The 21,016-nt window shown below is 70.8% G+C and carries 22 protein-coding genes and 1 tRNA gene; 5 read left to right on the top strand and 18 right to left on the bottom strand.

Features of this window, described 5'->3' with window-relative positions; all coding sequences use genetic code 11:
* Nucleotides 1-14: 14 nt before the first annotated feature.
* Together LH076_RS00560 and LH076_RS00555 are read right to left on the bottom strand one after the other, a co-directional pair.
* On the bottom strand, nucleotides 15-1,109 hold the full coding sequence (locus tag LH076_RS00560; RefSeq protein WP_227782029.1) for a sensor histidine kinase: 1,095 nt from the start codon (nucleotides 1,107-1,109) through the stop codon (nucleotides 15-17).
* The gene (locus LH076_RS00555; RefSeq protein WP_227782028.1) at nucleotides 1,102-1,767 is read right to left on the bottom strand and encodes a response regulator transcription factor; all 666 of its coding nucleotides are present in this window, start codon (nucleotides 1,765-1,767) and stop codon (nucleotides 1,102-1,104) included. The genes LH076_RS00560 and LH076_RS00555 overlap by 8 nt, the downstream gene beginning before the upstream one ends.
* A gap of 90 nt (nucleotides 1,768-1,857) precedes the next feature.
* On the opposite strand from LH076_RS00555, the gene LH076_RS00550 reads away from it, so the two are divergent.
* Entirely contained in the window at nucleotides 1,858-2,505 is a 648-nt protein-coding gene (locus LH076_RS00550; RefSeq protein ID WP_227782027.1) for a VanZ family protein, read from the top strand.
* On the opposite strand, the gene LH076_RS00545 is transcribed toward LH076_RS00550, so the two are convergent.
* The 7 genes from LH076_RS00545 to topA all read right to left on the bottom strand — a co-directional run bounded on the left by LH076_RS00545 (nucleotide 2,469) and on the right by topA (nucleotide 10,040).
* A complete protein-coding gene (locus tag LH076_RS00545; RefSeq protein ID WP_227782026.1) occupies nucleotides 2,469-2,756 on the bottom strand; it encodes a hypothetical protein in 288 nt (95 codons plus the stop codon). The genes LH076_RS00550 and LH076_RS00545 overlap by 37 nt on opposite strands.
* 65 nt (nucleotides 2,757-2,821) lie before the next feature.
* A tRNA-Thr gene (locus LH076_RS00540) sits at nucleotides 2,822-2,894 on the bottom strand.
* A 117-nt stretch (nucleotides 2,895-3,011) separates the two neighbouring features.
* A complete protein-coding gene (locus LH076_RS00535) occupies nucleotides 3,012-4,607 on the bottom strand; it encodes an alpha/beta hydrolase (RefSeq protein ID WP_227782025.1) in 1,596 nt (531 codons plus the stop codon).
* Nucleotides 4,604-5,761 (bottom strand): DNA polymerase III subunit delta', encoded by a 1,158-nt coding sequence (locus tag LH076_RS00530; protein ID WP_227782024.1) that lies wholly within the window; start codon nucleotides 5,759-5,761, stop codon nucleotides 4,604-4,606. Before LH076_RS00530 ends, LH076_RS00535 begins: the two co-directional genes overlap by 4 nt.
* An 82-nt stretch (nucleotides 5,762-5,843) precedes the next feature.
* Nucleotides 5,844-6,494 carry a dTMP kinase gene (tmk, locus tag LH076_RS00525; RefSeq protein WP_227782023.1) on the bottom strand — a complete coding sequence of 217 codons (651 nt, stop codon included), beginning with the start codon at nucleotides 6,492-6,494 and terminating at the stop codon, nucleotides 5,844-5,846.
* Nucleotides 6,495-6,504: 10 nt separating this feature from the next.
* Nucleotides 6,505-7,344, bottom strand: a complete 840-nt coding sequence (locus LH076_RS00520; protein ID WP_227782022.1) for an alpha/beta fold hydrolase — start codon at nucleotides 7,342-7,344, stop codon at nucleotides 6,505-6,507.
* A complete protein-coding gene (gene topA, locus LH076_RS00515) occupies nucleotides 7,341-10,040 on the bottom strand; it encodes a type I DNA topoisomerase (RefSeq protein ID WP_227782021.1) in 2,700 nt (899 codons plus the stop codon). Before topA ends, LH076_RS00520 begins: the two co-directional genes overlap by 4 nt.
* Before the next feature lie 86 nt (nucleotides 10,041-10,126).
* On the opposite strand from topA, the gene LH076_RS00510 reads away from it, so the two are divergent.
* On the top strand, nucleotides 10,127-10,882 hold the full coding sequence (locus LH076_RS00510) for a hypothetical protein (protein WP_227782020.1): 756 nt from the start codon (nucleotides 10,127-10,129) through the stop codon (nucleotides 10,880-10,882).
* Nucleotides 10,883-10,898: 16 nt separating this feature from the next.
* On the opposite strand, the gene LH076_RS00505 is transcribed toward LH076_RS00510, so the two are convergent.
* Nucleotides 10,899-12,368: a methyltransferase gene (locus LH076_RS00505; protein WP_227782019.1), complete on the bottom strand. Its 1,470-nt coding sequence runs from the start codon at nucleotides 12,366-12,368 to the stop codon at nucleotides 10,899-10,901.
* Nucleotides 12,369-12,406: 38 nt separating this feature from the next.
* Entirely contained in the window at nucleotides 12,407-12,736 is a 330-nt protein-coding gene (locus tag LH076_RS00500) for an STAS domain-containing protein (protein WP_227782018.1), read from the bottom strand.
* 22 nt (nucleotides 12,737-12,758) lie between these two features.
* Here LH076_RS00500 and LH076_RS00495 point away from each other — a divergent pair, with 22 nt between their 5' ends.
* Nucleotides 12,759-15,062: a DEAD/DEAH box helicase gene (locus LH076_RS00495; protein WP_321573722.1), complete on the top strand. Its 2,304-nt coding sequence runs from the start codon at nucleotides 12,759-12,761 to the stop codon at nucleotides 15,060-15,062.
* A 9-nt stretch (nucleotides 15,063-15,071) separates the two neighbouring features.
* Entirely contained in the window at nucleotides 15,072-15,353 is a 282-nt protein-coding gene (locus LH076_RS00490) for a hypothetical protein (RefSeq protein WP_227782017.1), read from the top strand.
* 16 nt (nucleotides 15,354-15,369) lie between these two features.
* On the opposite strand, the gene LH076_RS00485 is transcribed toward LH076_RS00490, so the two are convergent.
* Genes LH076_RS00485 through ssd form a run of 7 tightly spaced genes read right to left on the bottom strand, consistent with a single transcriptional unit; the run spans nucleotide 15,370 to nucleotide 19,959 of the window.
* The gene (locus tag LH076_RS00485; protein ID WP_265333826.1) at nucleotides 15,370-15,684 is read right to left on the bottom strand and encodes an Rv3654c family TadE-like protein; all 315 of its coding nucleotides are present in this window, start codon (nucleotides 15,682-15,684) and stop codon (nucleotides 15,370-15,372) included.
* Nucleotides 15,685-15,700: 16 nt separating this feature from the next.
* Nucleotides 15,701-16,042, bottom strand: coding sequence for a TadE family type IV pilus minor pilin (locus LH076_RS00480; RefSeq protein ID WP_415753305.1), 342 nt, complete (start codon nucleotides 16,040-16,042; stop codon nucleotides 15,701-15,703).
* A gap of 11 nt (nucleotides 16,043-16,053) precedes the next feature.
* A complete protein-coding gene (locus LH076_RS00475) occupies nucleotides 16,054-16,218 on the bottom strand; it encodes a DUF4244 domain-containing protein (RefSeq protein WP_227782014.1) in 165 nt (54 codons plus the stop codon).
* Between the two features lie 51 nt (nucleotides 16,219-16,269).
* Nucleotides 16,270-17,007, bottom strand: coding sequence for a type II secretion system F family protein (locus LH076_RS00470; RefSeq protein ID WP_227782013.1), 738 nt, complete (start codon nucleotides 17,005-17,007; stop codon nucleotides 16,270-16,272).
* The gene (locus tag LH076_RS00465) at nucleotides 17,004-17,792 is read right to left on the bottom strand and encodes a type II secretion system F family protein (protein ID WP_227782012.1); all 789 of its coding nucleotides are present in this window, start codon (nucleotides 17,790-17,792) and stop codon (nucleotides 17,004-17,006) included. The genes LH076_RS00470 and LH076_RS00465 overlap by 4 nt, the downstream gene beginning before the upstream one ends.
* Entirely contained in the window at nucleotides 17,789-18,937 is a 1,149-nt protein-coding gene (locus LH076_RS00460; RefSeq protein WP_227782011.1) for a TadA family conjugal transfer-associated ATPase, read from the bottom strand. The genes LH076_RS00465 and LH076_RS00460 overlap by 4 nt, the downstream gene beginning before the upstream one ends.
* Nucleotides 18,934-19,959, bottom strand: a complete 1,026-nt coding sequence (ssd, locus tag LH076_RS00455) for a septum site-determining protein Ssd (protein ID WP_227782010.1) — start codon at nucleotides 19,957-19,959, stop codon at nucleotides 18,934-18,936. The genes LH076_RS00460 and ssd overlap by 4 nt, the downstream gene beginning before the upstream one ends.
* Before the next feature lie 114 nt (nucleotides 19,960-20,073).
* Here ssd and LH076_RS00450 point away from each other — a divergent pair, with 114 nt between their 5' ends.
* On the top strand, nucleotides 20,074-20,877 hold the full coding sequence (locus LH076_RS00450; RefSeq protein ID WP_227782009.1) for an HAD family hydrolase: 804 nt from the start codon (nucleotides 20,074-20,076) through the stop codon (nucleotides 20,875-20,877).
* The last annotated feature ends 139 nt before the right edge of the window (nucleotides 20,878-21,016 follow it).

Raw genomic sequence — 21,016 nt, 5'->3', positions numbered from 1 at the left:
GGCCCCCTCCTCCCCTACTGACGCGGCGCCGCCGGAAGTCGTACGTCGACCCGCAGGCCACCCTCGGAACGCGGTGCAAGGACGAGTGAGCCGTCGTGCGCCTCGGCGATGCTCTTCACGATCGCCAGGCCGAGCCCCACGCCGGCATGGTCGGAGCGAGTGCGCTCGTTGCCCCGCTGGAAGGGCTCGGTGAGCGTCGCGACGAGACCGGGGTCGAGGTGGCTGCCGGAGTTCTCAACGGTGAGGACGGCCTCCGCGTGATCGATGCCGGTCGTCACGTGCACGGACCCGGCCGAGGGCAGGTTGTGGACGATCGCGTTGTGGACGAGGTTCGTCGTCATCTGGAGCAGCAGCGCATGCGAGCCGGTCGTCACCGCGGCGTCGCCGGAGACCTCGATCGCGAGACCGCGCTGCTCGGCGTACGGAAGGAGGGTCTCCACCGCCTCCTCGGCCAGAAGGGAGAGGTCAACCGATTCGCGGGTGAAGCTGCGGCGCTCGGCGCGGCTGAGCAGGAGCAGCGCCTCGGTGAGATCGATGGCGCGGGTGTTGACCTCGTGCAGGCGCTCGACGAGCTCGGCGGGGTCGCGCTCCGGATCGCGCCGGGCGACGTCGAGAAGCGCCTGCGTGATGGCGAGCGGCGTCCGCAGCTCGTGCGAGGCGTTGGCGGCGAAGCGCTTCTGCTCCTCGACGTGTGCCTCGAGCTGGTCGAGCATCGTGTCGAAGGCGTCGGCGAGCTCCCGGAACTCGTCGCGCCGGCCGTCGAGCTGGATCCGGTGCGAGAGCGAGCCGGCCGCGACGCGACGGGCGGCGGCCGTGATCCGCGAGAGGGGAGCGAGCATCCGACCGGCGAGGACCCAACCACCGACGAGCCCGAAGACCAGCAGCGCCGCCATCGCCTGCAGGGCTCGCGGCGTGAAGGCCCGCTGCAGGTCACTGCGGTTGGGCGTGTGCGGTCCCGGCCCGAGGATCTGCTGGTCGGGCACGTAGCGCAGCAGGAAGACCCAGACGACGGCGAGCAGCAGCCCGCCGGCGACCATGAGGAAGGCGGCGTAGCTCAGGGTCAGCTTGAGCCGGACACTCAGGCCCGGCAGTCGGGTCGTCCTAGGCATGCACGTCGATCCGGTAGCCCACGCCGGGCACCGTGGCGATGATCCCCGGGTCGCCGAGCCGCTTGCGCAGCGCCGAGACGGTGATGCGGACGGCGTTGGTGAACGGGTCGGCGTTCTCGTCCCATGCCCGCTCGAGCAGCTCCTCGGCACTGACCACGCCGCCCTCCGCCGCGACGAGGACGTCGAGCACGGCGAACTGCTTGCGGGTCAGCGCGACATAGCGTCCGTCGCGGAAGACCTCGCGCCGGAAGGGGTCGATCCGGAGCCCGGCCAGCTCGCGGACCGGCGGCCGATGATGCGCCCGGCGTCGCTGCAGGGCGCGTAGTCGCAGCACGAGCTCGCGCAGCTCGAAGGGCTTGGTGAGGTAGTCGTCGGCTCCCAGCTCGAAGCCGCTCGCCTTGTCGTCGAGCCGGTCCGCCGCAGTGAGCATCAGGATCGGCATGCCGGTGCCGGAGGCGACGATCCGCTGGGCGACCTCGTCGCCCGATGGGCCGGGGATGTCGCGGTCGAGCACGGCGATGTCGTACTCGTTCACGGCGAGAAGCTCGAGCGCGGTGTCGCCGTCGCCCGCGATGTCGGCGGCGATCGCCTCGAGCCGCAGGCCGTCACGGACGGCCACGGCCATCAGGGGCTCGTCCTCGACGATCAGCACGCGCATAACCCGTTGATCGTAGGAGGCGGGACCTATCGCGGGTGTATCGAAAATCGGATACGCCGTGGCAACGCAGGCCTCTCAAGGCTTTGGTGCATGAACCAACGCACCACACTTCTCGTCCTCGTCCTGCTGGCTGCGGAAGCGCTCGGATTCGTCGCCTGCGAGACGATCCCGTCGACGATGCCGCGTCTCGAACGGTGGCACTACTGGCTCGGGACCTCCACGGGCGTGGTGGAGCTGGCTCTCCTCGCGGTGCCGGTGTCGCTGCTCGCGATCGCCCTCCTGGCATGGCACCGGCGTGGCTGGCGGACGGCGGTCGCCGACGTCGCCATGATCCATGGGACGCTGCCCTCGCTGGTGCTCACGATGAAGCCCGGCAGTCACGCCGGCGAGGTGGCGGGCAGGACCAGCTTCGTGCCGTTCCAGGACATGGTGACGACGGGGCCGGTGGAGATCGTCGGCAACCTGCTCCTCCTTGCCGCGCTGGGCTTCTTCGCACCGATCCGTTGGTCATCCGTCTCGACGCTTCCGCGCGTCCTCGGTCTCGCGGCAGGATGCTCGGCGCTGATCGAGACGGCTCAGTACGTCCTGCGCCTCGACCGTGTCACCTCCGTCGACGACGTCATCCTCAACACCACCGGCGCCTGCGTCGCGGCACTGCTCTCGCGTCCGTGGTGGCGGCGCCGTCCTCGTCCTGTCGCGGCTCAGCCGGTGTCGCCGAAGACGGCGGCGATCCGCTGACGCAGCGCCTCGGAGAGCTTCTCCCCGCGCCGCTTCGCCTCGGCCTGCGCCGCCTCAAGTACGTCGCCGTCGATCCGGAACGGGACGCGGACCCAGTCCTCGGGCTGCGTCGTCGGCGCCCCGTCGGCGTAATCCTTCAGGAGCTCCTCGACGAGCCTGTCCCGCGACACTCCACGCTCCTCGGCCAGACGCGCGAGCTGACCCCGCGCCGTCTCGGTGATCGAGGTGTTGAACTGCTTCCGCTCCGCCACTGTCCCAACCTAGCGATCGCCGGAGACAGCAACGGCCCCGAAGATCCGGGGCCGTTCTGTGTCGGAGCCGCCTGTCAGAATCGAACTGACGACATCTTCATTACGAGTGAAGTGCTCTACCGACTGAGCTAAGGCGGCGTGCTGTCGACGTACGGGACGACGACAACGCGGGAAAGCATAGCGACGACCGGCTGGACGACGAAAACGGCAGGCAACCCCCGACTCGGAGTCAGGAAACCCCGGACTCGGCGAGGATCAGCAGGAGGTGTTGTCCTTGGGGACGACATCCTTGATGAGGTAGTCCTCGACGGCGGAGTCGACGCAGTCGTTGCCGGCGTTGTAACCGGTGTGGCCGTCACCGTCGCGGGTCAACAACACTCCGGAGTCGAGCTGGGAGGCCAGCGCCTTGGCCCACTGCAGCGGCGTGGCCGGGTCCCGCGTCGTGCCGATGACGAGGATCGGGGCGGCGCCCTTGGCGTGCAACTCGTGCGGCACGTTGTCGGTCTTCTCTTGAGAGCCGGCGCAGGCGGTGTCCATCCAGGCGAAGGCACGCCCGAAGGTCGGCGAGGCCGCCAGGAACTGGGGCGTCACGGCCTTCACCTCGGCCGCCGTGTGGAGCGCCCACGAGTCGTCGAGGCAGTTGATCGCGAAGATCGCCTCCATCGAGTTGTCGGTGAAGTGGTCGCCCTCGCGGCTGGCGTAGGCGTCGGCGAGGAGCAGGAGCGTGTCGCCCGAGCCGCCGAAGGCCTCCTTGAGCGCCTGGCTCAGGTAGACCCAGTAGTCGCGCGAGTAGAGCGGCAGCGCGATGCCGAGGAACGCCTCGCCCTCCGTGACCTTCTCCCCGGTGGACGTCGGCAACGGCTTCGAGTCGAGCGACGCGAGCAGGTCGGAGATCCGCTTCTCGCCGGCCTCGCGGGTCGAACCGAGGAAGCAGCTCTTCGACGTGGAGAGGCAGTTGTCGACGTACGCGTCGAGGGCGGTCTGGAAGCCCTTGGCCTGCTCGATGTTCATCTCGGCAGCCGGGAGCGAGGGGTCGATGGCCCCGTCGAGGACGAAGCGACCCACGTTGGAGGGGAAGAGGTCGGCGTACGTCGCGCCGAGCTTGGTGCCGTAGGAGGCGCCGAAGTAGGTCAGCTTGGACTCGCCCAGGGCCGAGCGGAGCACGTCCATGTCGCGTGCGGCCTCCTCGGTGGAGACGTGGGCGGCGAGCTCGCCGGACTTGGCGACGCAGCCCTTGCCGAACTCCTGACCGACCTTGAACGACTCGGCCTCCTCAGCGGCCGTGTCGGGGTCGGGGTCGAGGTCGATGTACGCGTTGAGCTGGTCATCGGACAGGCAATCGATCGGCGCACTGTCACCGGTGCCGCGCGGGTCGAAGCCGACGATGTCGAAGCTCTTGTGGAGCGGGCTGCCGAACGCGTCCTCGTACTGCGCCGCGTAGTCCGTGCCGGGCGCGCCGGGGCCACCGGGATTGACGACGAGCGAGCCGACGCGCTTGCCGCTGGCCGGCACCTTGAGCAGTGCGAGCTTGATCGACTCACCGTCCGGGTGGGTGTAGTCGAGCGGCACCTCGATGGTGGCGCACTGGAAGCTCTTGCGGCACGACGTCCAGTCCGGCTTCTGCCCGTAGAACTTCGCGAGGTCCGGGTCGGGGGCAACGCTTGACCCGGGGTCGGGCGTCGCCGACGCCGACGCCGACGCCGACGGCACGCTCCCCTCGGTGGCCGTGCTGCTCGTGTCGTCGTGGGTGTTGCTGACCACCTGCGCGATGATCGCGCCGAGCCCGCCGAGGACGAGGGCCGCGATGAGCACCCAGACCATGATCCTGTTGCCCTTGGACATAGCGCTCATACGATTGCTCCTTCTGCGCTGGCGGTGTCGCGCAGGGCGACCATCAGTGACTCCAGCGCGAGGGCCGGCGGGACGTTGAACTCGAGCATCTGCTCGCGGGCGGCGAAGACGGCGTTGATCCGCTGGAGGTTGAGCTCGGGGCTCGCAGACCCGGCGAGCGCCTCCACCTCGCCCCGCATCTCCTCGTTGACCAGCTTCGTCGGTACGCCGGCGGCGACCGCAATCGCATCCCGGTAGACGCTCACGAGGTCCATGAGACCGCGGTCGATCACGTCGAGGACGCGACGCTTGGCGCGGGTCTTCTGCCCCTCCTCGAGGCGCCTGAGCGCGGGGGCGTACTCACGAGGCCGTCGTCCTCTGTCGACCACGCCGTAACCGGCGTCGAGGTCGGCCCGCTCGCGTGCGTCGAGCTCGGAGGTGATCGCGTCGGCCTCCTCCTTGGCGAGCTCGACCATCTCGCTCGCCGCGCGCATGCAGGCGCCGAGGTTACGCAGCTTGGTCGGGATCGCGACGACGTCACGGCGGCGGTTGCGGGTGGCCTCGTCACGGGCGAGCGCACGCGCGCGGCCGATGTGGCCCTGGCTGGCGCGGGCCGCGTAGTCCGCGAGAGCCGGGTTGATGCCATCGTGGGTTGCGAGGAAGGTGGCGACCTCGGCCGTGGTCGGCGTGCTGAGCGTGACGAGCCGGCAGCGTGACCTGATGGTGGGCAGCAGATCCTCGACCGTCGGCGCGCAGAGGATCCAGACCGTGCGGTCGTTGGGCTCCTCGATCGCCTTGAGCAGGGCGTTGTTGGCCTGCTCGGTGAGGCGGTCGGCGTCCTCGACGATGAGAATCTGCCACCGTCCTCGGGCCGGCGCGAGGGCACTGCGGCGAACCAGGTCGCGGACCTCGTCGACGCCGATGGAGAGCTTCTCGGTGCGGATCAGGCTGACGTCGGCGTGGGAGCCGGCCAGCACGGTGTGGCACTCGTGGCACGCCCCGCAGCCGTTGTTCGGGCACTGCAGTGCGGCCGCGAAGGCCACGGCCGCGTTGGAGCGGCCGGAGCCCGGTGGGCCGGTGAAGAGCCATGACTGCGTCATGCCCTTGCCGTCCGCCGCGCCGGCGAGGGTTCCGATCACGTGCTTCTGGCCGACGAGGCTGTCCCAGACCGTCACGAAGCCACCGCCGGAGGACACGAGCGAGCGCCAGCGAGCGAGGCCCGGATGGCGGTGCGCGAGGGACGAGACAGTGCCGTCATCAGCTGTGGACCGCCTGGGTCAGGAGGGGCATGACGCGGGCGAGGATCTCGCGGTGGATCTCGTCGATCGGTGCGCGGGCGTCGATCACGACGTAGTGCTCCGGTGACGCCGACGCCATCGCGACGAAGGCCTCGCGGACCCGCTGGTGGAACTCCAGCGACTCGCCCTCGATCCGGTCGCGGCCCTCGAACCGGTCCAGTCCGGCGGACGGCTCGAGGTCGAGCACGACCGTGAGATGCGGGCGGAGGTCTCCGGTGGCCCAGCGGGCCACCTGCTCGACCTCGTCGACCGGCAGCGTGCGACCTGCGCCCTGGTAGGCGAGGGTGCTGTCGACGTACCTGTCCATGATGACGACCTCGCCGCGCTGCAGGGCGGGGAGGACGAGGGTCTCGATGTGCTCGGCCTTGTCGGCGGCGTAGAGGAGGGCCTCGGTCTTGTCGGCCAGCGCCCCGGTGGAGGGCGAGAGGACGATCTCACGGATCGTCTGGCCGACCGGCGTCCCGCCCGGCTCGCGGGTCAGGAGCGGCGTGAAGCCCAGCCCGATCAGCGCCTCGGCCAGCAGCGTCGACTGGGTCGACTTCCCGGACCCCTCGCCGCCCTCGAAACAGACGAAGACGCCCGTCTCGGTGTAGACGCCGGGAGAAGCCATGCGCCAGACCCTACGCGGGGTCGCCGACGAGGGCGCCGGCCCAGGCGGTGATCTGTGGCAGCACGGAGTCGGGGCGACGGGCCCACTTGAAGTGGTCGATGCCCTCGATGTCGAGGTGCTGCCAGTCGACCTCAGCGGCGGGCAGTTGGGCGACGAGCCCCTGCACCGACTCGTCCGGGGCCAGGCTGTCGCCGGCGATGGTGAAGGCCAGCACCGGAAGCGAGGAAGCGTCGAGCTGTGCGCGCGTGGCACCGGTCAGCCGGTTGGTCAGGGCGAGCTTCGCCCAGTCACGGATCAACCCCTTGGACTCGCGCCCGGCGAACTTGAACCGCTCGCCCGGGAAGTGACCGAGCACCTGTCCCATCAGCACGGCGAGCGGGGCGCCGCCGAGCATCCACCGGCCGAAGGCCTTCCAGTACGGTGTCCCGGCCCCGATCAGGATGAGGCCGGCGACCCGCCCCGGGTGCGAGGCGACATACGCGGTGCCGACCTGCCCGCCCATCGAGTGGCCGAGCAGCACCACAGGCACGTCCGGGAACTGGCGCTGCGCCTCGTCCATCGCCACCGACAGGTCGTCGACCATGTCCTGGTAGCCGAAGTCGTAGCGGTGGCTGGGGATCCGGCCACCTTCGGCCTCATGGCCGCGGAGCTCGGTGAGGGCGACGTGGAAGCCGGCCTTCGCCGCCTGCTCACCGAAGCGGTGGTAGTACGTCGCCGGCATGCCCATCGCCGGGTGGAGGAAGAGCAGCGGTGCTGACGCGTCCGCGGCGCGCCACGTCATGAGCGTCCAGCTGGTGCCCTCGGATCGGGTGAGGACGGTCGCTGAAGGCTGGGAAGCCGGCGTACTCATGCCTTCTTGGAGGCGGCCTTCTTGGCCGTCGTCTTCTTGGCGGTGCTCTTCTTCGCAGCCGTCTTCTTGGTGGCCGTCTTCTTGGCGCCCTTCTTGGCAGCCTTCTTCGCCGGACCCTTGGCCCGCCGCTCGGCGAGCAGCTCGGCCGCGCGCTCGAGCGTCATGGTGGCGAGGTCGTCGTCCTTGCGGAGGGTGGCGTTGTACTCACCGTCGGTGACGTAGTCGCCGAAGCGGCCGGACTTCGCGACGATCGGCTGACCGGAGACGGGGTCGTTGCCGAACTCCTTGAGCGGCGCGGCAGCAGCGGCACGCCCGCGGGCCTTCGGCTGGGCGTAGATCGCCAGGGCCTCCGGCAGCGTGATGGTGAGGAGCTGCTCCTCCGACGCCAACGTGCGGGAGTCCGAGCCCTTCTTGAGGTAGGGCCCGTAGCGGCCGTTCTGCGCGGTGATCTCCTCGCCGTCCTCGGCCACGCCGACGATGCGGGGCAGGGTCAGCAGCTTGACCGCGTCGTCGAGGGTGATCGACTCGAGCGTCTGGTTCTTGAAGAGGCTGGCGGTCCGCGGCTTGGCGCTCTTGGGCGCGTCCTCGGGGAGCACCTCGGTGACGTAAGGGCCGTAGCGGCCGGCCTTCGCGACGATCGGCAGGCCGGACTCGGGGTGGTTGCCGAGCTCGATGTCGACGCCGGTCGGGTTGGCCAGGAGCTCCTTGGCCTTGTCGACCGTCAGCTCGTCGGGCGGCAGGTCGTCGGGCACGTTGGCGCGCTTGCCGAGCGGCGTGCCGTCGTCGTCCGGGCCCTCGAGGTAGGGGCCGAACTTGCCGACGCGCAGCTGGATGCCCGACTCCTCGCCACCGATCGGGAACGTGGCGTTCTCGCGGGCGTCGATGTCGCCGAGGCCGTCGACCAGCGGCTTCAGGCCGCCCTGGCGGTCGGAGCCGAAGTAGAACTCGCCGAGCTCGCTCTCACGGGTCGCGTTGCCGTTCGCGATCTCGTCGAGGACCCGCTCCATGCTCGCGGTGAAGTCGTAGTCGATGAACCGGTCGAAGTACTCCTCGAGCAGCCGGGTCGCCGAGAAGGCGATCCAGGCGGGCACCAACGCGGTGCCCTTCTTGAAGACGTAGCCGCGGTTGATGATGGTGCTGATGATCGAGGCGTACGTCGACGGGCGACCGATCTCGCGCTCCTCGAGCTCCTTGATCAGGGTCGCCTCGGTGTAGCGCGCCGGAGGCTTCGTCTCGTGGCCGTTGGCGCTCAGGCTCGCCGCGCTCACGGCGTCGCCCTGGGTGAGGTTCGGCAGCCGGGTCTCGGCGTCGTCCTTCTCGGAGTCGGCGGAGTCCGTGCCCTCGACGTACGCCTTGAGGAAGCCGTGGAAGGTGATGACACGGCCCGAGGTGCCGAAGACGACATCCTCGCCGGTGCTCGCCGGGCCGCCGAGGCGGATCGAGACCGTGTTGCCGACGGCGTCCTTCATCTGGGAGGCGACGGTGCGCATCCAGATCAGCTCGTAGAGGCGGAACTGGTCGCCGGTCAGGCCGGTCTGTGCAGGGGTGCGGAAGGTGTCGCCCGACGGGCGGATGGCCTCGTGCGCCTCCTGGGCGTTCTTGACCTTGGACGCGTAGACCCGCGGGGCGTCGGGCAGGTAGTCGGCGCCGTACAGCTCCTGAACCTGGCGGCGTGCGGCGGTGATCGCGGTGTCCGACAGACTCGTGGAGTCCGTACGCATGTAGGTGATGAAGCCGTTCTCGTAGAGCCGCTGGGCGACGGACATCGTCACCGAGCTGCTCATGCCGAGCTTGCGGCTCGCCTCCTGCTGGAGGGTGGTGGTGCGGAACGGCGCATACGGACTGCGGCGGTAGGGCTTCGACTCGACCGAGCGGACCTCGAAGCTGGTGTCTGCGAGGGCGGTGACGAGGGCCTCGGCACGACGACGATCGAGGTGAACGACGTTGCCGGTGAGCTGGCCGTCATGGTTGAAGTGGGAGCCGCCGGCGACGCGCTTGTCGTCGATCGAGTGCAGCTTGGCCGGGAACATCCGGGTGCCCTGCTCGGCCTTGCTGCCGGCGTCGAAGGTGCCCTCGAGGTCCCAGTAGGAGGCGACCTTGAAGGACATCCGCGACCGCTCGCGGTCGACGACGAGTCGCGTGGCCACGGACTGCACGCGACCGGCGCTGAGGCCGGACATGACCTTGCGCCACAGGACCGGGCTGACCTCATAGCCGTAGAGGCGGTCGAGGATGCGTCGCGTCTCCTGCGCCTCGACGAGGTCGTTGTTGATCTCCCGGGTGTTGGCCGCGGCCTCCTGGATCGCCGACTTCGTGATCTCGTGGAAGACCATCCGCTTCACGGGGATGTTCTTCGGCTTGAGCTCGTCGAGGAGGTGCCACGCGATGGCCTCACCCTCGCGGTCCTCATCGGTGGCGAGGTAGAGCTCGTCGGCGTCCTTCAGCAGGCCCTTGAGCTTGGTGATGTGGCTCTTCTTGTCCCGGGGGACGACGTAGTAGGGCTCGAAGCCGTTCTCCGTGTCGACGCCGAGGCGGCCCCACGGCTTGTCCTTGATCTTCGCCGGGGTATCCGCGGCCGACTGCGGGAGGTCGCGGATGTGGCCGATCGACGACTCCACGACGAAGCCGTCCCCGAGATAGCCGCCGATCGTGCGTGCTTTCGCCGGGGACTCGACGATCACCAACTTGTGTGCCACGGACGGAACGGTACATGCGGTTCTGTCGGCACCTCGTGCTGGAGTAGGTCTGGGACGACGACCTCCATGTTGACTGGAGGACCCTGATGTACGACTACGGCGAGCCTGCGGGCACCGTTCATCTCTGCCCCGAGTGCCGCGATCTGATGTACGACGTGCTCTCGGCGCAGCGCCGAGTGCTGGACACCCCCGCCCGGATCGATCCGCCCGACTGGGTGGCCGCGATGAACTGGCTCGACGCCCACTGCGGCGGCCGTCAGGCAGTCCTCACGCTGACCGCGGCTCCGCTGTCCGGGCCGCTCCCCGGGCTGCCCGGCGGGCTCGAGCAGGCGGAGCTGGAGCGGTATCTAGCCGTGGCTGAGCTGCTCGACGCGGCCGCCGAGCGCTTCTTCGGCGGTAGCGGGGGCGAGGTCCACCTCGCCCTGCGACGGGCACTGGTCCTGCTCGCCGAGCGTCGTTCTGCGGTGCTCACGGCCGAGCGGGCTGTCCGGACGGCCCTCGGCGTGGTCTGGACCGTCGCCAAGGCCAACGGGCTGCTGCACCCGACCACCGCGCTGACGGAGAAGACGGTGCGCGAGTTCCTCGGCTCCGACGCGGCGGCCAGCCCGGTGGGGCAGAAGATCCGCACGGCCCTTCGGAGCGCATACTCCTGGGCCGACGGCGACCGACCGACCTGGCGGTGGCCGTCGATGGAGCGGCCGGCGGACGCCCTCACACCGTTGGGCCAGCCCGGGTTACTCACCGCCCACACCCGGTCGCGGCTGCTCGAGGTGCGTGAGCGTGCCCTCCAGGCCGCCGGCACGGAGCCGTGGCCGCTGCCCGCCGCCGAGGTGGCGGCGTGAGAGAGCGGCCCGAGCCTCAGGCGACGGTGAGGAAGCCCTGGTCGACGAGGTCCCGGGCGACCTGGAGATAGGTCTCCCGGGTCCCGGCGACGTCGCGCTCCAGGAGTGAGCTGACCGCGTCGAGGATCTGGCCGAGGGAGAGATCGCCGTCGCAGGCGCCGACCAGGGCGGCCGTCACGGTGTCGGCCTGGTGGGCGCGGCGGAGTCCGCGCTGCTGGCGCAGCAGGATCGCGCCGGGGTCCTCGGCGCCCGGGGCCCCGACGGTCTCCTGGACGAGGTCGTCGGGTGCGACCAGCCGGGAGTCCAGCGTGACGTCGGCCCGGACGGCCTCGCCCCACGCGGCGATGGCCGGCGCGATCGGCTGCTCGACGTCGTACGGCCACTCGAGCAGCTCGCGCTTCGCATTGCCGGCACCGGTCCGGTGCAGGTTGATCCAGCCGAAGCCGATGCCCTCGATGCCCTGGTTCTCCATCCAGGTCAGCCAGGTGTCGTAGCGGAAGAGGTAGTCGGTGAGTGACCCGCCGTTGGCGGGGTGGTGGCCGGCGTCCTTGAGCCAGAGCTCGACGTACGCCGACGGCTCGAGGATCTCGCGCTGGACGATGAGGCTGTCCGTCTCGTCCGTGAGCCAGGTCGCGAGGCGCTCATCCCACGGCCGGTCCTTGCTGATCACCCAGTTGGCGAGGATCTGGCACCAGCCGCCCTCGTTGAGCAGGTCGGGTGCCGCGCGGACGATGTCCTCGACGACACGGTCGCCGGGCAGGCCGGAGTCGCGGTAGACGAGTCGCTCACCGGTGGCGGGCGAGATGACGAACGGCGGGTTGGTGGCCACCAGGTCGAAGGTCTCGCCCGCCACCGGCTCGAAGAACGACCCGTTGCGTACGTCGACCCGGTCCGCGACCTCGTTGAGCTCGGCGTTGAAGGAGGTCATCCAGAGGGCGCGCGTATTGACGTCCGTCGCGACCACGGTGCCCGAGTGCTGCGCCAGGTGAAGGGCCTGGACCCCACAGCCGGTGCCGAGGTCGAGGCTGCGGCCGACCTCGTGGCGGATGGTCAGCTGGGCCAGTGAGGTCGAGGCCGGACTGATGCCGAGGACGTAGTTGGCACCGACGTTCTGAGGGGCTCCGTCGAGGCCGGGGGTGAGGTCGGAGACGACCCAGAGATGTTGGTCATCGGTCGCGTACGGCCGCACGTCCATGCGCGCGGCGACCTCGCCGATCGACTGCTCGACGAGACCGTTCGTGGCGAGCTCGTCGACGAGCCCCGGCAGTGCGGCCTCGGCCGCGCTCAGGTCGACCGGCACCTGCAGCAGGAAGAGCCGGATCAGCGTCTCGAGCGGGCTCCGGCCCTGCGTGCGCTGGCGCCCCGGCACCGTCTCGTTGCGACCGAGCGCCGCGTGGGCCTGTGGCCCGAGCTGCTCGGCGACGGCGTCGTAGGTGAATCCGGCGTCGAGCAGCGCGTCACGGAGGCGGCGGGGAAGGTCTGACACAGAGCCAGCCTAGTGACCCGGCAGGGTCGGCCGACGGGTCAGACCGCGGCGGCCGGCGTGGGGACGATGTCGAAGACCTTCGACAGCCCGGTGATGCGGAAGATCTTCAGCAGTCGCTCGTTGGTGCAGACGATCTTGAGGCTTCCGTCGTGCGCGCGGACCTTCTTGAGCCCGCCGACGAGCACGCCCAGACCGGTCGAGTCGAGGAAGTCGACGGCCTCGAGATCGACGACCAGACGGTAGGCACCGCCGTCGACGAGCTCAGTCAGCTTGTCGCGCAGGCGCGGTGCCGTGTAGACGTCGATCTCACCGCCGACGGCCACCACGGTGGCTCCGGAGAGTTCGGAGGTCGAGAGACTGAGATCCACGGTCCTATGTAACCATGCCGGCGTGAGTTCAGTGGCAGAGCTGGTGAACCGGCTCAGCACTGCGCCCGGTCGCGAGGGCCGGCTCACCCATCTGGAGCATCTGCCCCCTCGCGAGGCCGATGTCGTCGACTGGCCCGGGTGGGCCTCGCCCACCGTCATCGAGGCCTTCCGGGCGCGAGGGATCGAGCGACCGTGGCGTCATCAGGTCGTCGCCGCGGACGCTGCGGTCTCGGGTGCCCACGTCGCGCTCTCCACCGGTACGGCGTCGGGCAAATCGCTCGCCTACCAGTTGCCTGCCCTCAGCCGGATCCTCGAGGCCCGGGGCGAGCGCGGCCAACGGGGTGCGACGGTCCTCTACATCGCACCGACGAAGGCACTCGCGCAGGACCAGCTCGCCCGTGTCGAGGCACTCGGGGTCGACGTACGGGTGACGACGCATGACGGGGACGCGTCGCGTGAGCAGCGCGAGTGGACGCGGGCCTTCGGGGAGTACGTGCTGACCAATCCCGACATGCTCCACCGCTCGATGCTGCCGGGACACACGCGGTGGGCGTCCTTCTGGCGTTCGCTCAGTTATGTGGTGATCGACGAGTGCCACCACTACCGCGGTGTCTTCGGTGCCCACGTCGCCCACGTGCTGCGCCGGCTGAGGCGGGTCGCCGCGTCGTACGGTGCCTCGCCGACCTTCATCCTGGCGTCCGCGACGGTGGCCGAGCCCGAGGTGACGGGCCGACGCCTGACCGGCCTCGACGTCGTCCCGGTGACCCGTGACGGATCGCCGCGAGGCCGGTTGACGCTCGGACTGTGGCAGCCACCGCTGACGGCGTTCGCCGGCGAGAACGGTGCGCCGCTGCGACGGGCAGCCTCCTCCGAGACGGCCGACCTGCTGACCGACCTCGTGGTCTCCGGCGTGCGCACGTTGGCCTTCGTGCGTTCGCGGGTCGGGGTCGAGCAGGTCGCACTGACGGCACAACAGCACCTGGCGGAGGTCGACCCGGCCCTGCCCTCGCGGGTCGCGGCCTATCGCGGCGGCTACCTGCCGGAGGAGCGACGCGAGATCGAGCAGGCGATCCGGTCGGGTGCGCTGTGGGGCGTGGCTGCGACCAACGCCCTCGAGCTGGGCATCGACGTGACCGGCCTGGACGCCGTGCTCATCGCGGGCTATCCCGGCACGCGCGCGGCGCTGTGGCAACAGGTCGGCCGCGCCGGGCGGGGAGCGCAGGACGCGCTCGGCATCCTCGTCGCGCGGGACGACCCACTCGACACCTACCTCGTCACCCACCCCGAGGCGCTGCTGGGACAGCCGGTCGAGGCGACCGTCTTCGATCCCTCGAATCCCTATGTCCTCGGACCACACCTGTGTGCGGCGGCGCAGGAGCTGCCGATCACGACGGTGGACTTCGAGCTCTTCGGGTCGACGACCCCCGATGTGCTCGCGCAACTCACGGCGGCAGGAGTGCTGCGGCACCGGCCCCGCGGCTGGTTCTGGACCGACCACCGCCGCGCCGCGGACCTGGTCGACATCCGCGGCACCGACGGGGGCAACGTCCAGCTCATCGAGGGCTCGTCGGGTCGCGTCGTGGGGACGGTCGACATCGGCCGGGCGCACTCGACCGCCCACACGGGCGCCGTCTACGTGCACATGGGAGAGACGTGGGTGGTCTCGTCCCTGGACCTCGGAGATCGGGTCGCGGTGATGGAGCAGGCGTCGCCGCCGTACTCCACCACGGCACGCGAGGTCACCGAGATCAGCATCGTCGCCGAGCGCGAGCACCAGGGATGGAGCGACTGTCGGCTGTCGTGGGGCGACGTCGACGTGTCGCACCAGGTCGTCTCCTTCCTGAAGCGACGGGTGCCGAGCGGCGAGATCATCGGCGAGGAACCGCTGGACCTGCCGGTGCGGACGCTGCGGACATCCGCGGTGTGGTGGACGGTGCCGGAGGGCGTGCTGGAGGCGGCCGGCCTCGAGCAGGCCGACCTGCCCGGCTCGGCGCATGCCGCCGAACACTGCTCGATCGGCCTCCTCCCGCTCTTCGCGACGTGTGACCGCTGGGACATCGGCGGCGTCTCCACCGCCGTCCATCCCGACACCGGCCAGCTCACCGTCTTCGTGTACGACGGCCAGCCCGGGGGCGCGGGCTTCGCCGAGCGCGGCTTCCGCGCCGCCCGCGAGTGGCTCGGCGCGACCCTCGAGACGATCGAGGCGTGCGAGTGTGACGAGGGCTGCCCGTCCTGCATCCAGTCCCCCAAGTGCGGCAACGGCAACAACCCGCTCGACAAAGCCGGGGCCGCTCGACTGCTGCGCGCGCTGCTCTCCGCCTACTAGGGTCGAGACATGCTCGCTCTCGGCCTCGTCATGGTCCTGCTCGGTGCGCTGCTCGTGGTGATCGGCCTCTTCACCGGTGGCCACGCGGACAACGGCACCGCCACTCTGCTCGGCCTGCACATCGGGACCAACGGAGTCTTCATCGCCGGCATCATCGCGGCCCTCCTGATCCTCGTCGGCCTGAGCTTCACCCGCTGGGGAGCCGCCCTGGGGTGGCGCCGCCGCAAGGAGCGCAAGCAGTACTCCGTCATGGCCAAGCAGTTCGAGCGCGAGGCCAACGACGACGACTGAGCCCGAGTGGGCGGCGTCAGGTCCACCCGGCACGTGACACGGCCGCGACGTCGGCGTACTGCCCGAGCCAGTGCGGCCCGGCGACCTCGACGCTGATCCGCACGTCCGTCGCCGACACGGCGCAGGTGAGGAGCCGGGAGCCGTTGGCTGACGCGAGCCCGGCCGCCACAGCACAGGCGTCCTCTCCCCTGCTCAGGGCGTGAGCGCCGGCGAGCGCCGCGAGGTCGGCGGCCGACTGGGCCCGACGATGGTCCACCACGAGGGCCGCACAGACCGCACAGGCCGCCCCGAGCAGGGTCAGTACGCCGACGCAGGCCACCACCATCGGCACCGCCGATCCCCGAGCGCTACTCCTCATGGGCGGCGACCGCGGTGGCGTGCAGGGTGATGGCGACGAGGCGGAGCACACCTCCGGGCCCACTGACCCGGGCACTGGCCGTCACCCGCACGTCGGATCCCCCGGAGACGGAGAGTGTCGTGCCGTCCGGTCCGACGTCGCGGCCGCGAGCGACGGCGGCGGCGCGGTCGTCACCGCGGGCGAGGGCACGGGCCGTCTCCCGCGCCGCATCGACCACGCGCACCTGCGCCAGCCCCAGCGAGACGAACCACGCCATCGCGATCGTGAGCGCGACGAGGACGGGAAGGGCCACCACCAGCTCGGCGGTGGCCGCTCCCCTCACCCCTCGCATCCTCGGGCGGCTCACAGCCCCAGCAGCGACAGCACGTGGTTGTAGAGCTTCTGCAGCAGCTCGTCACCGAAGCCGCCTGTCAGCATCTTGAACAGCAGCCCCGCCAGGCCGGCTCCTGCGGCCGTCCCGACGGCATACTCCGCCGTGGTGATGCCGCGTTCGGTGATCCTCTTCATGCTTCTCTCCTTCTCCCCGGCCGCCCGATGCGCCCGGACATCCCTGCGGGCTCAGAGCCCGAGTGAGCCGATCAGTCCACCGACGACCGGCACGATCCCGAGGAGGAGGAACGCGGGGAGCAGGCACACACCGAGCGGTACGGCGGCCTTCACCCCCACACGACGCGCCTGGTCCTCGACGTCTCCCCGGGCCTCGCGGGCCAGCTCGTCCGCGAGCCGGTCGATCACCGCAGCGACCGACGAGCCCGACTCATGGGCCCGCAACAGCGAGCGCCCCAGCGGTGCCAGCCCTGGCTCGACACTCATCCGCCGCCACACCTCCGCCGGATCACCACCGAGCCTCAGCGGAGCGAGCAACGTCCCAAGAGTCGAACCGGCAGCACCCGGAAGCGCAGCGGCAGCCGCCAGCGCCGCGTCACTCGCCGCCAGACCGGACCGCAGTCCACTCGCGATCAGCCGCACCAGCACCGGCAGATCCGCCCGCACCTCCGCCCGGCGACGCCGCACCGACTCCGGCTCCGCCCGCCCGATGAAGACCCAGCACGCCACAGCCCCGAGCAGCGCCAGCACCGTGCCGACCGGTCCCCCGAAGAACACCCAGACACCGACCCCGGCGGCGCCGCTGAGACCCAGCCGGAACCGCACCATCCAGGAGGAGGCCGTGGGGTCGTCCGCCCGCGCCGCGTCTACGGTGGGACAGGTCGGGGTAGCGAGGGCCGACGACGGTCCCACCGGTGGCACCAGTGCTGCAGCGGAGCCAGCCAGGAGAGCCACCGTGAGGATGCTCATCCCGACACCCCTCGCGCGATCGCCTCGATCCACCACACACCCAGCCCGCCGAGCGCCAGACCACCGGCGAGACACATCAACCCCACGGGCGTGCCGAACAGGAAGTGCCACGGGCTCCCGCCGACTCCCGACCCCACCAGCAGGGCCGCGACCGGCAACCCCGCGACCAGCCGAGCCGTGGCGCGTGCCGAGGCGAGCTCCCCGTCGACGACCCGCCTGGTCCGGGCCTCCTCACGGAGGTCGACGGCCACGGCATCCAGTGCCTCGGCCAGCCCCTGCCCGGTGTGCGCCGCCACCTGCCAGGCCGCCGCGACCACGCGGAGCCTGCTCGCGCCGGGGACGGAGGCACCGAGCGCCCGCAACACGGTCGGTACGTCGCCACCCACCCGCTCCGCCTCGGCGACCTCCTGCAGGACGGGCCATTCGCGTGCCACCCGGGCAAGGGCGCTCGCAGGAGGCTGCCCCGACGCCAACTCGCCGGCCAGCTGCTCGCACGACTCGATGAGACGCGCCGACGTGACCGCGGCCAGACGCGCCTCACGGCGTCGTCCGAGCATCCGCCACCCCACCAGCACGACGGCAGCACCGAGCACCACGAGGACACCCACGCGTGGCGCGACCACCAACGCGAAGGCTCCGACGGGCACGACGAGCCACAGCCTGAACCGTCCTGAACCAGGACCCGTACGAGTGACGGTGCCGAGCCCGACCGCCACCGGAACCCGCACGAGCAGCGCGCCGGCACAGGCTGCCGCGACCACCGCCACCAGGAGAGCAGGGCTCATCGCTCCAGCACCTCGGCCAGCACGCCGGAGCCGGCCCCCTCGACCACGCCCCCGTCGTCGCCGACGGAGAGAGCCAGCGACATCGCCACCAGTCCGTCACGACCGCGCACCGGCACGGCCACCTGCGACACCTGCCGCGTCGCTCGCGAGACGTGCAGCACGACGTCGAGCCCGGCGGCCAGTTGCGAGTGCGCCGCCTCCCGCCCGAGACCGGCGGCCAAGGCCAGAGCCTCGACCCGCGCCGGCACCTCCAGGGCCGAGTTGGCGTGCAGCGTCCCGCAGCCGCCCTCGTGTCCGGTGTTCAGCGAGGCGAGCAGGTCGACGATCTCCGCTCCGCGCACTTCGCCGATCACCAGGCGATCAGGACGCATCCGCAGCGCCTGCCGGACCAGGGTCTGCACGGTGACGAGTCCGGCACCCTCGATGTTCGCCGGCCGAGCCTCGAGCCCGACGACATGGGGGTGCACCGGCCGTAGCTCCGAGGCATCCTCCACGATCACGAGCCGCTCCGAGGCGGGAACCAACCCGAGCATGGAGGACAGCAGCGTCGTCTTCCCCGACCCCGTGCCCCCGCTCACGAGGAAGGCGAGGCGCCGCGAGACCAGCGCCGAGACCACCGGCATCAGCGCGGCCGGCACCGACGACGACAGTGGCAAGGCACGACGCGACGGGACGCGCAGCGAGATCACCGTCCCCGGACGGGCCAGGGGAGACAGGACGGCATGGAGCCGAGTCCCGTCACCCAGTCGCACGTCGACGTACGGAGACGCATCATCGAGCCGGCGACCAGCCCCAGCCGCAAGACGCTGGGCGAGCCTGCGCACGGCAGCCTCGTCCGGCAACACGACCTCGGTCTCCTCGAGGCCGGAGCCGCGGTCGACGTACACGGCGTCGGGTCCGTTGACCAGCACGTCCGTGACGCCCGGGAGTCGCAGCAGCGGCTCCAGCACACCGGCGCCGACGATCTCGCGACGCAGCTCCTCGTAGACCATCAGCACCGTGGCATCGCCGACGGGACGTCCCGAGGCACGCAGCGCCGCAGCCACCCGGTGTGGCGTCAGCTCTCCGGGCGAGCGCGCCAGCCAGTTGCGCACCTCGTCGATCACCTCGGCGGCGAGCTCCCGCCCGACTGCGGAGACGCTCACGCCGCGACCTCGCTGAGGATCCCCCGCATCGCCCGGGCGATCCGCTCGCTGCGTGAGCGGACCGGCCCGAAGCCCAGGTCGATCGACTCGCCGACCCGTTTGTACGTCGGCAGCACGGCCACGCACGAGACATCCAGCGCCCGCGCCACGGCGTCCGGCGAGATTCCGCCGGACCGGACGACCAGCCGCGCCCGGCCCCGATCGGGCAGAGCAGCGACCACACGCGAGGCCGAGGCCACACCGGTCACCGTGGGCTCCACCACGACGAGCACCACGCCACACCGAGGCACCACCTCGTCCCACATCTCACCTCCTGTGCGAGGCAGGTCGATGACGACGGTGTCGTGGCCCCGGCGTACGGCCGCGAGGCACTCACGCACGGCGACCCGGTCCACGCCCCCTTCGGTACCGCGGAAGGTCAGCACCGCCAGCCCGTCGCGATGCGGCATCGCCTCGCGCAGCGCGCGGGCGTTGAGGCGACCGCTGCTCGTGCCCAGATCGGCCCACCGGATCCCGCCGAGCTCCTCCATGCCGAGCACACGGTCCAGGCCGGGCCCCAGCGGATCGAGGTCCACGACCGCCGACGGCCGTCCGGCCATCTGCCCCAGAGCGCACGCCACCGTGGTCGCACCCACCCCGCCGGAGCCGCCCACCACACCGAGGACGAGACCCCGCGCCGGTCGGTCCTCACCGAGGTCGCCCATCAGCTCCGTCAGCCACCCGGCGCCCTCGGGGAGCTCGATGACGCTCTCGGCACCGAGGTCGACGGCAGCACGGAAGAGCCCGTCGGGCTGGGCGCCCCACGTCACCAGACCAACCCGCGAGCGACGCGGCGGAGCAGCCGCCGCGACCTCCGAGGCGAGGTCACCACCGACCAGCACCAAGCCGGCCGCGCCCCAGGCCCGCAACGCGGCGCCACTGTCCGGCGCAGAGACGACGGGCGCGCCGGCCGCAGCGGCGAGGCGCGTGAGCTCCTCACGCAGGGAGGAGTCGCGGGTGACGAGAAGGGCCTGTCCGGTCATGGCCGGAAGACTCCCGGGGTCCACCGATCGGTTGCCGGGCCTCACCCGAACGTTGGGGATAACCGTGACCGAAGTCCCGGCTGTGGAGAAGCGCCGGCCCCTTACGATGCTGATGTGGGCAACGCACCCGGAGCAGCGTTCTTCGACCTCGACAAGACGATCATCGCCAAGTCGAGCACGCTCGCGTTCTCACGCCCCTTCCAGGCCGGTGGCCTGATCAGCCGGAGCGCCCTCCTGCGCAGTGCCTACACCCAGTTCATGTACGTCCTGGGCGGTGCCGACCACGACAAGATGGAGGAGATGCGCCAGTTCATGAGTGAGCTGGTGACCGGCTGGGACGTCGCCACCGTCACGGAGATCGTCGCCGAGACGCTCCACCACATCGTCGACCCGCTCGTCTACGACGAGGCCGTGCAGCTGATCGAGGACCACAAGGCGGCCGGCCGCGACGTCGTCATCGTCTCCGCCTCCGGCACCGAGGTCGTCGAGCCGATCGGCGAGATGCTCGGCGCCGACCACGTCATCGCCACCCGCGTGGGCATCGACGAGCACGGCCGCTACACCGGTGAGATCACCTTCTACGCGTACGCCGAGAACAAGGCCACCGCCATCCGGGCCCTTGCGGAGACGAACGGATACGACCTCGCAGAGTCCTTCGCCTACTCCGACTCGATGACCGATCTCGCCATGCTCGAGGAGGTCGGGCATCCCTTCGCGGTCAACCCCGACAAGGAGCTGCGCCGGATCGCGAACGAGAAGGGCTGGCCGATCCTCGTCTTCACCAAGCCGGTCGCACTGCGCTCCACCCTGCCGATGCCGCCCGCCAAGCCGACCCTCGCGGCGCTCGCCGTCGGCGGCGTGGTCGTGGCCGGCGGAGTGCTCTGGGCCAACGCCCGCCGGCGGCGCATAGGCGCCTGATGGACCCGGTCGGGGCAACCCATCCACCTTCCTCCGCCGCAAGGGGAAGATCAACCCTTGTTCTCCCCCGCGCAGAGGCGTAGACCTGTTCCTGCAGACAGAAAAGTCAACAGGCCACACGCGGTCAGGTACCCACGCG

The sequence above is a fragment of the Nocardioides sp. Kera G14 genome, from assembly GCF_020715565.1.
Classification (GTDB): domain Bacteria; phylum Actinomycetota; class Actinomycetes; order Propionibacteriales; family Nocardioidaceae; genus Nocardioides.
The sequence above is the reverse complement of the archived record's forward strand: the minus strand, read 5'-3'. Positions and strand labels throughout refer to the sequence as shown.